12 protein-coding genes are annotated in these 14,218 nt (G+C 44.8%); 8 read left to right on the forward strand and 4 right to left on the reverse strand.

Annotated elements, in window-relative coordinates:
* Positions 1-158: 158 nt before the first annotated feature.
* Together ACWM1W_RS01115 and mdtD are read right to left on the reverse strand one after the other, a co-directional pair.
* Positions 159-920, reverse strand: coding sequence for a glycoside hydrolase family 25 protein (locus ACWM1W_RS01115; protein ID WP_340810889.1), 762 nt, complete (start codon positions 918-920; stop codon positions 159-161).
* 51 nt (positions 921-971) lie between these two features.
* On the reverse strand, positions 972-2,363 hold the full coding sequence (mdtD, locus tag ACWM1W_RS01120; RefSeq protein WP_312087393.1) for a multidrug transporter subunit MdtD: 1,392 nt from the start codon (positions 2,361-2,363) through the stop codon (positions 972-974).
* A 352-nt stretch (positions 2,364-2,715) separates the two neighbouring features.
* Here mdtD and ACWM1W_RS01125 point away from each other — a divergent pair, with 352 nt between their 5' ends.
* Positions 2,716-3,681: a hypothetical protein gene (locus ACWM1W_RS01125; RefSeq protein ID WP_034169797.1), complete on the forward strand. Its 966-nt coding sequence runs from the start codon at positions 2,716-2,718 to the stop codon at positions 3,679-3,681.
* 89 nt (positions 3,682-3,770) lie between these two features.
* Here ACWM1W_RS01125 and ACWM1W_RS01130 read toward each other — a convergent pair whose 3' ends face one another.
* The gene (locus tag ACWM1W_RS01130) at positions 3,771-4,391 is read right to left on the reverse strand and encodes an LOG family protein (protein ID WP_004787380.1); all 621 of its coding nucleotides are present in this window, start codon (positions 4,389-4,391) and stop codon (positions 3,771-3,773) included.
* 323 nt (positions 4,392-4,714) lie between these two features.
* On the opposite strand from ACWM1W_RS01130, the gene ACWM1W_RS01135 reads away from it, so the two are divergent.
* The 6 genes from ACWM1W_RS01135 (at position 4,715) to ACWM1W_RS01160 (ending at position 13,202) form a co-directional block, all read left to right on the forward strand.
* Positions 4,715-6,295, forward strand: a complete 1,581-nt coding sequence (locus tag ACWM1W_RS01135; protein ID WP_340810395.1) for a TerC family protein — start codon at positions 4,715-4,717, stop codon at positions 6,293-6,295.
* A gap of 75 nt (positions 6,296-6,370) precedes the next feature.
* Positions 6,371-6,835 (forward strand): YchJ family protein, encoded by a 465-nt coding sequence (locus tag ACWM1W_RS01140; protein WP_340810394.1) that lies wholly within the window; start codon positions 6,371-6,373, stop codon positions 6,833-6,835.
* 61 nt (positions 6,836-6,896) lie between these two features.
* Positions 6,897-7,541: a trimeric intracellular cation channel family protein gene (locus ACWM1W_RS01145; protein ID WP_004787374.1), complete on the forward strand. Its 645-nt coding sequence runs from the start codon at positions 6,897-6,899 to the stop codon at positions 7,539-7,541.
* Positions 7,542-7,672: 131 nt separating this feature from the next.
* Complete coding sequence (gene niaP / locus ACWM1W_RS01150; RefSeq protein ID WP_004787371.1) at positions 7,673-8,992, forward strand: niacin transporter NiaP; 1,320 nt, start codon at positions 7,673-7,675, stop codon at positions 8,990-8,992.
* 163 nt (positions 8,993-9,155) lie between these two features.
* Entirely contained in the window at positions 9,156-11,375 is a 2,220-nt protein-coding gene (gene parC / locus ACWM1W_RS01155) for a DNA topoisomerase IV subunit A (RefSeq protein WP_340810393.1), read from the forward strand.
* Positions 11,376-11,525: 150 nt separating this feature from the next.
* Positions 11,526-13,202 carry a long-chain-fatty-acid--CoA ligase gene (locus ACWM1W_RS01160; protein WP_004787366.1) on the forward strand — a complete coding sequence of 559 codons (1,677 nt, stop codon included), beginning with the start codon at positions 11,526-11,528 and terminating at the stop codon, positions 13,200-13,202.
* Positions 13,203-13,223: 21 nt separating this feature from the next.
* On the opposite strand, the gene ACWM1W_RS01165 is transcribed toward ACWM1W_RS01160, so the two are convergent.
* The gene (locus ACWM1W_RS01165; RefSeq protein ID WP_340810392.1) at positions 13,224-13,625 is read right to left on the reverse strand and encodes a hypothetical protein; all 402 of its coding nucleotides are present in this window, start codon (positions 13,623-13,625) and stop codon (positions 13,224-13,226) included.
* Between the two features lie 100 nt (positions 13,626-13,725).
* On the opposite strand from ACWM1W_RS01165, the gene ACWM1W_RS01170 reads away from it, so the two are divergent.
* Entirely contained in the window at positions 13,726-14,124 is a 399-nt protein-coding gene (locus ACWM1W_RS01170) for an MAPEG family protein (protein WP_004787362.1), read from the forward strand.
* The last annotated feature ends 94 nt before the right edge of the window (positions 14,125-14,218 follow it).

Raw genomic sequence — 14,218 nt, forward strand, 5'->3', positions numbered from 1 at the left:
CTTAAGTGGCTTTAGTTGGATTGGGAAGAGACCAGATTGATAAGTAAACAAGCTAAAGCATTATTCAATATGAAGCATATCCTGCCTAAAGGATTCAATATCCATTTCATGGTTGAATTAGGGAGAAATAGGGTTTATTTCTTGGCCGGAGGCTTGGGCTAATCTTGGGTGGGAATACTGTTCTGCTGTAAAAATTTGATCCAGTCCTGCTCCGAGCCATAAAACACATTCAGATCCACAGTACGGGCAATGCCGGGAATTTCGCCCTGACTGGTATGCTGCCAGAAGGTCCATTTAGGCTGATCCTTTAAATCTGGCAAACCTTGGTACTCACGTACCCAGAGCGGTACGTCAGCAAACTCTCCCGCCAGCACAATGTTATAAAAAGATTTTGACACATAGAAGATCGGCTGCTTGCCATAATGGTGTTTTAAGGCATCATGCATAATCCGGATTTCCTTGAGCAGCTGCTCTTTGGAATAGTGATTGATGCATTTGCTGTCATATTCCAGATCCATGACAGGAGGCAGGGCATCCGTTTTACGCGGGACAGACTCTATAAAATTCTGAGCCTGAATACTGCCATCGCGGCAAAGCCGGTAAAAATGATAAGCACCGACCAGAAAGCCCTGTTCGCGGGCCTGCATCCAGTATTCCTGAAACTTGGTATCTTTAAAATCACCGCCTTCTGTAGATTTTAAATAGACAAATTTATATTTCTGTTTTGGTATTTTCTTCCAGTCTATTCCTTTCTGATGATGAGAAACATCGAAACCATGAATCGGATAATCTGCTGCATGCGCTGACGGCTGTTTGAAAACCAGCAGATAAAGCACAGTCGTCACCACAAGTGTAATCAGCAGCCCAACTGCAATCACTGAGTATTTTTTCCAGTTGCTAGAGGTGGGAGCTGCTTTCATTGTGAATAATGGCCTGATTTACGGATATTCATATCGAGTATATATTCTGCCCTAGACTGGCGTATTTTTGGGGATATGCCAGAAAATATAGGCAGCAATAATGTTAATACAGCCCAGACAGAGCAGCGAAACGTGAAAGGCATTGTCCAGTTGTTCAGGGCCGAAGTAGGCACTAAACATATTGACTAGCGTACCTGCCAGTGCCACCCCGATACTCATCGACAGCATCATGATCATCGACAGGAAACTGTTGCCGCTGCTGGCATCCTGCTGGCTTAAATCTTTTAAAGTCAGCGTATTCATTGAGACAAATTGCAGCGAATTCAGAATCCCGAACACAAAGAAATGAATGGCTCTTAGCCAGATTGGGGTTTCCGCCGTAGTTAAGGCAAAACTGGCGATACACAGACCGACCAGCAAAGTATTGATCAACAAGACTCTACGATAACCGAAACGCTGAATGATTTTGCGGATAATCGGCTTAGATGCTAAAGAACCGAGTACCGTTGGAATCATCAGTAAACCGGTAATAAAAGGTTCGAAACCAAAAGCGACCTGCAACATTAAAGGCAATAAAAACGGAATCGAGTTGCCGCCGAGTCGGGCAAAGAAGTTACCTAGAATGCCAATCGAATAAATTTTATTTTTAAATAATTTACTGCGAAAAAGCGCGTTCAGATGAGTATGCGAGTGGTAGGCGTAGATGAGTGAGGCAATCAGGCCACTTCCGACCAGACTTAAGCTCCACCAGAGGGGATATTGTGGATTGGCAAAGTTTTCGATCCCCAGACACAAACCAATCATCGCAATGACCAGCAGAATAAAACCGCCAAAATCAAATCGCTGTACTGTCGGTTCAGTGATATTCGGCATAGCTTTAAAGGTAATCAATGCACCCAGCAGACCAATCGGCAGATTGATCAGGAAAATCCAGTGCCAGGATAGATACTCAACCATCCAGCCACCTAAGGTCGGACCGATCAGAGGGCCCATCAAGCCTGCCAGACTCATCAGGCTCATGGCAGACAGAAACTGGGTACGAGGAATGATTTTCAGCATGGCCAGTCGTCCGACTGGAAGCAGCAAAGCACCACCAATACCTTGAAATACCCGATAAACCAGCAGTTCATTCAGATTCTCAGACCAAGCACAGCCCAGTGAGGCCAGAGCAAAAATAATGATCGCTGCAAAATAGATATTTCGAACCCCAAAGCGATCTGCCAGCCAGCCACTCAAGGGAATGCAGGCTGCCACAGAAAGCACATAGGACACCACCACACTATGCATCCGTAACGGATCTTCCTGCAGATTACTGGCAATCGCAGGTAAGGCCGTATTGATAATCGTGGTATCGAGGCCCTGCATGAAAAAGCCAATCGACACCAGCAAGACCAGCAGTCTGAATTCAGGTTGTAGAGATTGATGCGTAGGCGTGACATTCATGGATTTAAAAAATCATCTATTTTGAATAGTTTAAAGAAATCTATGCAGCAGTGTGACTGAAATAAAAACGATTGTGAATAGGAGTCGTGTAGACAAAATGCTAATGAATTCACAGCCTGATTTCAGTTATTGAAGAGAAAGGGTAAAAGATATATTTCTATACTGCGAACATCTCAAACTTATACGGATTCATAAATAGGTCATTTTTGGAACACTTCAAGCTTCTTTGTAAGGAGCAGGCTACAAAAAAATATGACAGAAATGTCATGAAAATGAAATAAAACCGTCATAATCTGGGGCAAACTTCCAGAACTGCTGTACTGGGAACTGTCTAGTAAAAGGTTTTGTACTTATGACCATCGAGATTCTGATGGTAGTTGGCTTCTGTCTGGCCGCCTATTCCATCGTGGGGAATGATGTTCCGCAAACATTAGGAACATTTATTTCATCGAACTCACATCGCCCATGGTGGGTACTCTGGATTTACATCAGTACTATTCTGGTTGTGGTGTTAATTTATGGCTGGTTTGCTTCTGGAGTAGGGGATGCCTCTTATGGACGTCTGGAAACCATTCCTTTCCCTGAAGATGGGGTCACCTGGCTATATGTGGTACCGCCTCTTTTACTGATTATTTTGACTAAATATGGTATTCCGGTGAGTACTACTTTCTTGGTGCTCACGATCTTCTCCCCGAGCAGTCTGGGTTCCATGCTGACCAAGTCAATGATGGGCTACGCCGTCGCTTTCTTTGTGGCGATTGTGATCTATCGTCTGGTCATGAAAAAACTCGCGGTCTATTTCAGTGAAACCCGTGATCAGCAACATTCTCCGATGTGGATGGCCTTGCAATGGTTATCTACGGCATTTCTGTGGAGCCAGTGGCTGATCCAGGATTTGGCCAATATCTTTGTTTATGTGCCGCGTCAGGTGCCGTTTGAGTTCCTGATCTTTGCCATTTCTGTATTTGTCATCCTGCTAGGCATGATTCTTTACCAGCGTGGTGGAGCTATCCAGAATATTGTCGATACCAAGACCGGAGTGACCGATGTCCGTTCTGCTACGATTATCGACTTCATTTATGCGCTGATTCTGCTGGTGTTCAAAGAGTGGAGTAACATCCCGATGAGTACCACTTGGGTATTCTTGGGGTTATTGGCTGGTCGTGAATTTGCCATTTCAATGCTGGTGACTGAAGTCAACAAGCACCGTACTTCACGTAATGTCAGCAAAGACGCGATGAAACTGATGTTTGGCCTAGCCATTAGTGTGTTTCTGGCGACGACTTTGCCTTGGTTCTATCACACGATTTCAGGTTAATGTCTTTGTATGTATAAATGAAAAAAGCGAGCATCAAGCTCGCTTTTTTATGGCTTTAAAAAATTGTTATCTAAAGTAGACGAGAAAATTTAAACCACAAAACGTTGCGGAGCATCCAGATTCAGCAAGGTGGTATAAATCTGATCTGCATGCTCACAGACAATCAGTTTAGCCCGATGCTGGGGCGGCAAAAATCCTTCCTGCACGGCAAGATCAAGCTGGGCAATCAGTGGATTATAAAAACCATTAACGTTATACAGCATCATCGGTTTTTGATGCTGGTTCAGCTGACCCCAGGTCGCAATTTCCAGAATTTCTTCAAAAGTGCCCAAACCACCCGGCAAGGCGACAAAGGCACAGGCCCGGTCTGCCATCATGGCCTTACGCTGATGCATGCTGGTGACGATATGCAGTTCTGTTAGCTGAGGATGAGCAATCTCATAATCCAGCATAAATTCCGGAATCACGCCCACCGCTTCACCGCCATGCTGAATCATGGTGTCTGCCACCTGACCCATCAGACCAATACTGGCGCCGCCATAGACCAGACCAAAACCATGTTCGGCCAGACCTTGAGAAAGTTGAATCGCTTTTTCCAGATAAATCGGTTTGTTGCCGGCACGAGAGCCACAGTATAAAGCCACTAGCGGGCGTGTTGTTTTTGGGGAGTTATCATTAAAATAATCGGTCATTTTCATTACACTTTGCATTTATTTTTTTCACCTTATCATTTTTTTATCTACTTACTATAACTTAGTTAACAAATATGACAATTCCATGAGCTGGCCTCATTTTAGAACAAAATCTTTCATTCAAATTCATCCATAATCCCGGATGAAAACAGGTGAATTTCATGGTGTTCTTGATATACTGAAAGTCTGTCTTACTACAATAGAACTCACATGGGTAGTCGAAGTTGGCGCTTTAATTTAATAAAACGTCACATTATCAAGTGTTTAATTCAAGTCGGGTATCAACCTGTATCTCATCATGCAAATACTTGCCTTTCTCCTCGGTTAGGGGAGCAGATGCGATGATTTTTGAATGGATGTCAGATCCCTCTGCCTGGATTGGCTTACTCACACTGATTGTTCTTGAAATTGTACTCGGGATCGATAACCTGGTCTTTATTGCAATCCTGGCGGAAAAGCTTCCACCTGAACAGCGTAATGCGGCGCGTATTACCGGTCTGGGCTTGGCGTTGTTAATGCGACTGGTGTTACTGGCATCGATTGCCTGGGTCGTAACGCTTACCGAACCGCTATTCCATATCTTTGAGCATCCATTTTCAGGACGCGACCTGATTTTATTATTCGGTGGTGTGTTTCTACTATTTAAAGGCACCATGGAGCTGCATGAGCGTCTGGAAGCCAAACCTGTGACCAAGGAAGAAAATCCGGTTCAGGCGGTGTTCTGGATGGTGATTGTGCAGATCGTGGTACTGGACGCCGTGTTCTCGCTCGATAGTGTGATTACTGCAGTCGGTATGGTCAAAGACCTATCTGTGATGATGATCGCGGTGGTTATTGCGGTCGGTATCATGTTGTGGGCCTCTAAAGCCCTCATGGATTTCGTCAACAAGCACCCGACAGTAGTGATTCTCTGTCTGGGCTTCCTGATGATGATTGGTTTCTCGCTGGTGGTTGAAGGCTTTGGTTTCCATATTCCAAAAGGCTATCTATATGCCGCGATTGGTTTCTCTGTGATTGTGGAATTCATTAACCAGACCATGAAACGCAATCAGGAAAAAATGGTCACCACGACTGATATGCGTTACCGTACTGCGTCTGCTGTGATGCGTATGCTGGGCGGTAAACCGGCTCAGGATAATGATTCTTCTGAGCCGGAAGATGTACTGGCGACCCGCGCCTTTGCTGATGAAGTCTTTGATGATGACGAAAGTGGGGTCTACCATAGCGTCATGGTGCAGGGCGTACTTGGCTTGTCAGAACGTCCAGTGAAGTCGGTGATGACACCACGCCCTGAACTGGAATGGATTGATCTAGAAAATGATCATGCCAGTATCAAAGAGCAGTTATTGCATATGAGCCATTCACGCCTGATTGTGGCGCGTGGTGAGCTGGACAATATTGCCGGTGTGGTATTGACCCATAAAGTCCTGAATGAATACATCGAAACAGGTATTTTGGACTTCGAAAAACATCTGCGTGAACCAGTGATTGTGCATGAAAATGCTCAGGTCTTAATGGTGATGGATCAGTTGCGTCAGGCACCGCTACAAATGGCACTGGTATTGAATGAATATGGTTCAATTGAAGGGGTGGCGACACCGATTGATGTGCTGGAAGCGATTGCCGGTGAATTCCCGGATGAAGACCAGCTAGAAGCAGCTGTAGAAAGCCTGGAAGATGGCAGCCTGATTCTGGATGGTTCGACCGATATTCGCCACGTGTCACTGCTTCTGGATCGCGATCTGGTCAATGAAACGGAAGAATATTCAACATTATCGGGCTATATTCTGTTCCATCTGGGGCGCTTACCGGAAAATGGCGAAAAGCTCGAAGCAGATGATTATATCTTTGAGGTGGTCACTATGGACGGCCACAAGATTGATAAGGTGCATATTGTTGCTCCAGTGAACCGGAAAGACTAGTTCAACGCCTGAAGAGGCCAGCTAAAAGTTTGCTAAAATAGCCCGCATTGTCGGGCTATTTTTTATGGAATTGAAATGTCAGAAGCATGTCCATGTGGACAAGGTGAATATACAAGCTGTTGCCAGCCACTACATCAAGGTCAGCAATTTGCTCAAAGCGCCGAGCAATTAATGCGCTCGCGTTATAGTGCCTTTGCCAAGCATGAAATTGATTATATCCAGCAGACTACCGCCCGTGGACAGCAGCAGGCTTTGGACATGCCAGCCATTGCTGAATGGAGTAGGACCAATCAATGGCTGAAGCTGGAAATCGTGCAAGCGAATGAAAAACTGGACAAGACCCATGCGCTGGTCGAGTTCAAAGCACATTATCACGATGGCAAGCAGGCCCAGATTCATCATGAAATTTCACATTTTGTGAAGTTCGAGAATCGCTGGTACTTTCTGGATCCAACGACAGATCAACAGCTTACAATGAAACAGCCGTGCATCTGTGGCTCCGGGAAAAAATTTAAGCAATGTTGTGCGCATTTTTTATAATTTTCACATAGATTTAGCTTAGAATAGCCGCCATCTCAAAGCCTCAGGTGGAAGCAGGGCGATGTTACTGACCGTCATCTATATTATTGCAATTACCGCTGAAGCCATGACCGGAGCCTTGTCTGCCGGTCGGCGTAGTATGGACTGGTTTGGGGTTACGATCATTGCCTGTGTTACGGCGCTCGGTGGTGGTTCGGTGCGTGATGTACTGCTTGGCCATTATCCCTTGACTTGGGTCAAACACCCGGAATATTTGGTACTGACCTGTTGTGCAGCCTTTGTCACCATCCTGATTGCCAAATGGATGCGTCATTTACGCAATATCTTCTTGGTACTGGATGCCTTGGGCCTGATTGGCTTTACTATCATTGGCTGCCAGATTGCGCTGGAAATGGGGCATGGTTTTGTAGTCAGTGCGGTCGCCGGGGTTTTGACCGGAGTATCGGGCGGTATTTTACGTGACATTTTATGTAATGATGTGCCTTTAGTCTTCCGCCGTGAACTGTATGCCAGTATTTCCTTTGTTGCAGTTATCTTCTACTGGCTCTGCAGCAATTTCGGTCTGTCACTCGAAGTGACCATTATTTCTACCTTAATTTTTGGCTTTAGCTTGCGTCTGATTGCAATCTATTTCGGTCTGGAAATGCCGAAGTTTATCTATAAGGATGATGACGAACAGTCCGCTTCATCCAAAGACGAATCTTGATATGAATTATGGTAACTGTGGGAGGGAAAACTTCCCGCAGGTGTACGCATTCGTAGTATAAAAAAATAAAAAATCAAACCTCCTGTTGGGACAGCAGCACCTCCCGTTTCACCTGATCAGAGATTTTTGTTATGGATTTAGTTTCTCGGATACAGCGCTTGCCGATCGGCAAGTTCCACTACACTCTTTTATGGGTGATTGGTCTTGGCTGGATGTTTGATGCCATGGATACGGGATTGATTTCCTTTATTCTGGCGAAAATGGCTGAAGACTGGCAGATGACCGCTGACCAGAAAAGCTGGGTGGTTTCGATCGGTTTTATCGGTATGGCGATCGGGGCAATTTTCTCAGGTGGACTGGCAGATCGCTGGGGACGTAAAACGGTATTTGCCAGTACGCTGGTGGTTTATAGTCTGGCAACCGCTGCCTGTGCCTTTGCACCTAATCTAACCTGGTTACTGGTATTCCGTTTTATTGTCGGTCTGGGATTGGGTGGTCAGTTGCCGGTTGCGGTGACACTGGTCAGTGAATATATCCCGGCACGGGTACGCGGTCGTTTCATTGTGCTGCTGGAAAGTTTTTGGGGCTTGGGCTGGCTGGTAGCAGCACTGGTATCACGTTTTGTGATTCCTGATTTTGGCTGGCAAGCTGCATTCATGATTGGCGGGATACCGGCATTCTATGCCATCGTAATCTGGAAACTGGTACCTGAGTCGGTACCGTATCTGATCAATCGTGGCCGGGTAGATGAAGCACAGGTTCTGGTTAAAAAGATTGAGCGCAAATGCGGCGTTGAAGTCATGGAAATCTTTGAAGTTAAACCCGTGGCTGCCAAGCAGAATATCTCGTTTACCCAGCTCTGGAGCGGTATTTTTGCCCGCCGCACCTTGATGCTGTGGCTGATCTGGTTTGGGATCGTTTTCTCCTACTATGGTATTTTCACCTGGTTACCAAGCCTTCTGGTCAAGGAAGGCTATACCATCGTGCAGTCTTTTGAATATGTCCTGGTTATGATTCTAGCGCAATTGCCAGGTTATATTGCGGCAGCATGGCTAGTCGAAAAACTCGGTCGTAAGGCAACTTTAGCTGGCTTTATTGGCATGTGTGCCATCTCTGCTTATTTCTTTGGCCAGTCCGGTAATGTCACCGAGATTGTGATCTGGGGTTGTCTGATGTCCTTCTTTAATCTAGGAGCATGGGGCGTTCTTTATACCTATACACCAGAACAGTATCCAACCAATATCCGTGCTTTTGGTTCAGGCTGGGCCGGTGCAATTGGCCGTATTGGCGGGATTGCTGCACCTTTTGCCGTAACCCATTTGATGGGGATGCCAAATGGTTTCAGTTACGTCTTTACCATGTTTACTGCAGTATTAATCGCAGTAGCTGTGGTCATTTTAGTTCTGGGTGAAGAGACCAAGGGCAAGACGCTAGAATCTATGGGTTTATAAGGTTGGTGATTTTTTAGTTGCTCAGCTGCTATAAAGTGGATATTTTTAGCCCATAAGACACGATTTGTCGCGCTGTGTAGTTTACTGCCCTTGTGCAGCACACAGCCGCGACTTAGCATAAGAAACATTGATACAAAAACGAATTTTAGGATTATAGGTTGTTATGACAAGCCTTGCGCATCATGCGACAGAAAACCGTTCCGTAGCCGAATTTACCGAACAAGCTTATTTAAATTATGCCATGTACGTGATTATGGATCGTGCATTGCCACATATCAGTGACGGTTTGAAACCGGTACAGCGCCGTATTGTCTATGCCATGAGTGAACTGGGCCTGAAATGGACCAGCAAACCGAAAAAATCGGCACGTACTGTCGGGGATGTACTGGGTAAATATCATCCGCATGGTGACTCGGCCTGTTATGAAGCCATGGTCTTAATGGCGCAGCCATTCAGTTATCGCTATCCGTTTATTGAAGGACAGGGCAACTGGGGTTCACCGGATGATCCTAAATCTTTCGCGGCAATGCGTTATACCGAAGCCAAACTGTCGCAATATAGTGAACTGCTTTTATCGGAGCTGGGACAGGGTACCTGTGACTGGCAGGATAACTTTGATGGTTCGATGAAAGAACCGATCAACTTGCCGGCACGTGTTCCCAATATCCTGTTAAATGGTACCACCGGGATTGCTGTGGGGATGGCAACCGATATTCCGCCGCACAACTTGCGCGAAGTGGTGAAAGGTACTATCGCTCTGATCCGTAATCCGAACCTGACCGATGCCAAAATGGCAGAATACATTCCGGGACCGGATTTACCGACCAAAGCAGAAATCATCACGCCACCATCAGAGCTGCTTAAAATCCAGACGACAGGTCGTGGCAGCTATCGCATGCGTGCGGTATACACTATTGATAAAAATGAAATCGTGATTACTGAATTGCCATATCAGGTATCAGGTTCAAAAATTATCAGCCAGATTGCAGACCAGATGCAGGCGAAAAAGCTGCCACTGGTCACTGATGTTCGTGATGAATCGGATCATGAGAATCCAACACGTTTAGTGGTGGTATTGCGTTCGAACCGTATTGATGCGGAAGCGGTCATGAGCCACCTGTTTGCGACCACAGATCTCGAATCCAGCTATCGTGTCAATATGAACATGATTGGCGCGGATGGCCGTCCACAGGTGAAATCGATTCGTCGTATTCTGCTGGAATGGATCGAAATCCGTAAGACTACGGTTACTCGCCGTCTGCAATACCATTTGAACAAGATCGAAAAACGTCTGCATATTCTTGGCGGTTTGATCATTGCCTACTTGAATATTGATGAAGTAATTCGGATTATTCGTGAGGAAGATCAGCCTAAACCAGTGTTGATGGAACGTTTTGGTATTGATGAGATTCAGGCCGAAGCCATTTTAGAACTCAAGCTGCGTCATCTGGCCAAGCTTGAAGAAATGGAACTGCGCCACGAACAGGAAGAGCTGGAAGCCAAAGCTGCCGTGATTCGTGAACAGCTGGCCAATCCTGAGTCTTTAAAAACCTTGATCATCAATGAACTCAAAGAAGATGCCAAGAAATTTGGGGATGATCGCCGTTCTCCAATCGTACAACGTGCCGAAGCCGCTGCTATTGATGAAACTGAAATGCTGCCAGCGGATCCTGTAACGGTAGTATTGTCTGAAGCGGGCTGGATTCGCTGTGCCAAAGGGCATGAAGTGGACGCTGAAAATCTGAATTTCCGTGCAGGTGATCAGTATCTCAGTCATGCCCAAGGTAAGTCTAATCAACGCGTCTATGTATTAGACGATAGTGGCCGTAGCTATGGCTTGCCAATCAATAGCCTGCCATCGGCACGAGGACTTGGTGAACCATTGAGTTCAAAACTGTCTCCGGCAAGTGGAGTCGGTTTCAAGCAGGTATTGGTCGCTGAAGATGATGCGGAAATCCTGGCAGTCAGCAGTAAAGGCTATGGATTTAAAACCCAGGCCAAGCAGTTGGATACCAATGCCAAAGCAGGTAAGGCTTTCTTGAATCTATCTGAAGGCGCGCAGGTCATGAACTTGCAGCCGGTGGAAGATGCAACTCATGTTGCACTACTCAGTTCAGCTGGCCGTCTGCTGATTGTTGATCTGTCGGAATTACCTGTACTCAATAAAGGTAAAGGTAATAAATTGATACAACTTGAAGATAAAGATCAAATTTTATCCATGACAATATTGAAACTTGATGAAATAATTCAAGTGCTTGCAGGACAGCAACAATTAAAACTCAAGGGGGATGACCTGCAAAAATATATTGGGAAACGAGGCTCTAAAGGAACCCTGTTACCACGTGGATATCAAAAAGCAAATAAACTGTTGATTCAAAGATAATACTAGCATCCATGAATCGAAATACGTTATATATGAGTAACGATTCGACAAATGGATGCAATGTTGCACATATACAAGTCTAAAAAATGACGTGCAGCATTGAAAAAAACAGTTGAACTACTAAGGATTATGATTGGAGAGATTGGCATTATGGAAAAGATTTGGTTCGCTGAATACCAAAAAACAGGGATTCCAGAAACTGTAGAATTACCAGCAGAAAATACATCTCTGGTTGATATTTTTGAACGCAATTTCCAAAAATTTGGCTCACGTGATGCCTTTATCTTTATGGATAAGACTTTAACGTTCAATGAGTTGGAAGAAGCTAGTCGTAAATTCGCAGCATATTTACAAAGTTTGGGTCTGGCAAAAGGCACACGTGTTGCCGTAATGATGCCAAACGTTCTTCAGTATCCGGTCGTAGCATTGGGGGTGTTCCGTGCTGGTTTAGTACTGGTGAATGTAAATCCACTGTATACATCACGTGAGCTTGAGCATCAGTTAAAAGATTCTGGCGCTGAAGTTCTGGTCATTATTGAGAATTTTGCAAGCGTTTATCAGTCAATTATTGGCAAAACACCTGTGAAGCACGTCGTGGTTGCTTCTGTGGGTGACATGCTGGGTGCTTTAAAAGGTACTTTGGTGAACTTTGTATTACGTTCAGTACGTAAGCAGATTCCGGCATGGGATATTCCAGGTCACATCAAGTTCAATGCAGCCCTGAATAAAGTTAACCCAAACAACTATAAACGCCCTGAATTGACTTTAAGTGATACTGCTGTACTTCAGTACACAGGTGGTACTACTGGTGTTTCTAAAGGTGCTGAACTGACCCATCGTAACTTGGTTGCTAACCTGTTGCAGTGTGACGGTATCTTCCAGAGCAAATTCGGTGCGCAAGATGGCCAGCCAGATGACCGTATTTTCTGTGCTTTACCGCTTTATCACATCTTTGCTTTCATGGTCTGTGCACTTTACGGCATGTATAAAGGTCAGGCGAACGTTCTGATTCCTAACCCGCGTGACCTGCCTGCGGTGATGAAAGAATTACGTAAATACCAGCCAACATTCTTCCCTGCTGTGAACACGCTGTTTAATGCGCTTGTAAACAACGAAGAGTTCAAGCAACTGGATCATAGCCGTTTAAAAATGGCGATGGGCGGTGGCATGGCTGTTCTGCCTTCTACTGCAGAAGCTTGGAAGAAAATTACTGGCACTAACATCATTGAAGGTTATGGCCTGTCTGAAACTTCTCCAGTAGCAACTGCGAACCCACCGGCATCTGAAGCATTTAGCGGTACGATTGGTATTCCGTTACCTTTGACTGAAGTTGCAATTCTGGATGATGACGGTAATGAAGTTGCACTCGGTGAGCAGGGTGAAATCTCAATCCGTGGTCCACAGGTGATGAAAGGCTATTGGAACCGTCCGGATGAAACCGATAAAGTGATGGTAAATGGCTTCTTCCGTACCGGTGATATCGGTGTTATGGATTCACGTGGTTACATCAAAATCGTTGACCGTAAGAAAGACATGATTCTGGTCTCTGGCTTTAACGTTTATCCTTCTGAAATTGAAGAAGTCGTTGCGAAACATCCAAAAGTATTGGAAGTGGCTGCAATTGGTGTACCAGATGAAAAATCAGGTGAAGTGCCAAAACTGTTTGTGGTGAAGAAAGATCCGTCATTGACGACTGAAGAAGTTCTGGCATTTGCGAAAGAAAATCTGACCGGTTATAAACGTCCGCGTTATGTTGAATTTATGGATGAATTACCAAAATCTAACGTAGGCAAAATCCTGCGTAAAGACCTACGTAAGACTGCATAAATCCTGCAATAAAAAAAGCGCCTAAGGGCGCTTTTTTTTATTCTCTTTTTTCATTAGCCAGCGGTCGAAGTAAGGACGTCCTACACCGATCACACCCAAAAAAATAAACATGGTACCAAACTGGCGGTTAAATCCTCTCAAATTAAAACTGCCATAACTGAGAATATTATCTATCAGGCAATAAATGATGATTGCGACCACCCAGTGCCAGATCGGCATGCGTTTGATGCCCACGGCATAGAAGGCAATCCATAAGATAGCAAAGGTAAAGAGGGGAGACCAGATATTCATATTGGCACAAATGACCGCCATCAGAAATGCCACAATCGGCAATACGATTTTTAATACGCGATCCACTTGACGTTGATGCTGGCGCTGTTTCTCGAGGACATCGAACATTTCATTTTGATCAGGGCTGACCATAGTGAATCCTTAATCATTTATAAAAACACTCTATTTAACAAAATTTATTCACGAAACGCCATGCTATGATAGACATAAAAATTCTCAAGAGAAAAATCAGATGCATAGCATTAGTGGGGTTATCTATCTCATTTTGGCAGCTTGTCTTTTACCTTATGTTTTTACCTTGATTGCGAAAAAATCGGCAGGGTTTCGTGCAAAAGACAATCAGAATCCGCGGGCATTTTTAGAAAAGTCTACAGGCCTGGCCAGTCGCGCCAATGCCGCTCAGCAAAATAGCTTTGAAAGCTTACCGCTCTTTATCGCCTCGATTCTGATGGCAGAATATATGGTCGTTTCACAAAGTCTGGTCATGACCTTTGGGATTGCCTATCTGGTTTTTCGGGTCATCTATGGGATTTGTTATCTGGCGAACTGGTCGACATTACGTTCAATTGTCTGGCTGTTATCTTTATTATGTCCAATAACCTTACTGCTGTTAATTATCAAGATCTCTTAAGCCAAAAATAAAGCAGTTTGAGATATTTACAGTTCGATATTTTAAAATCAAAAAAAATCTGTAAAAACCGTTATAATTGTCGCGGTTTTTAAAA

This window comes from Acinetobacter sp. TW_SC_4 (assembly GCF_054861205.1).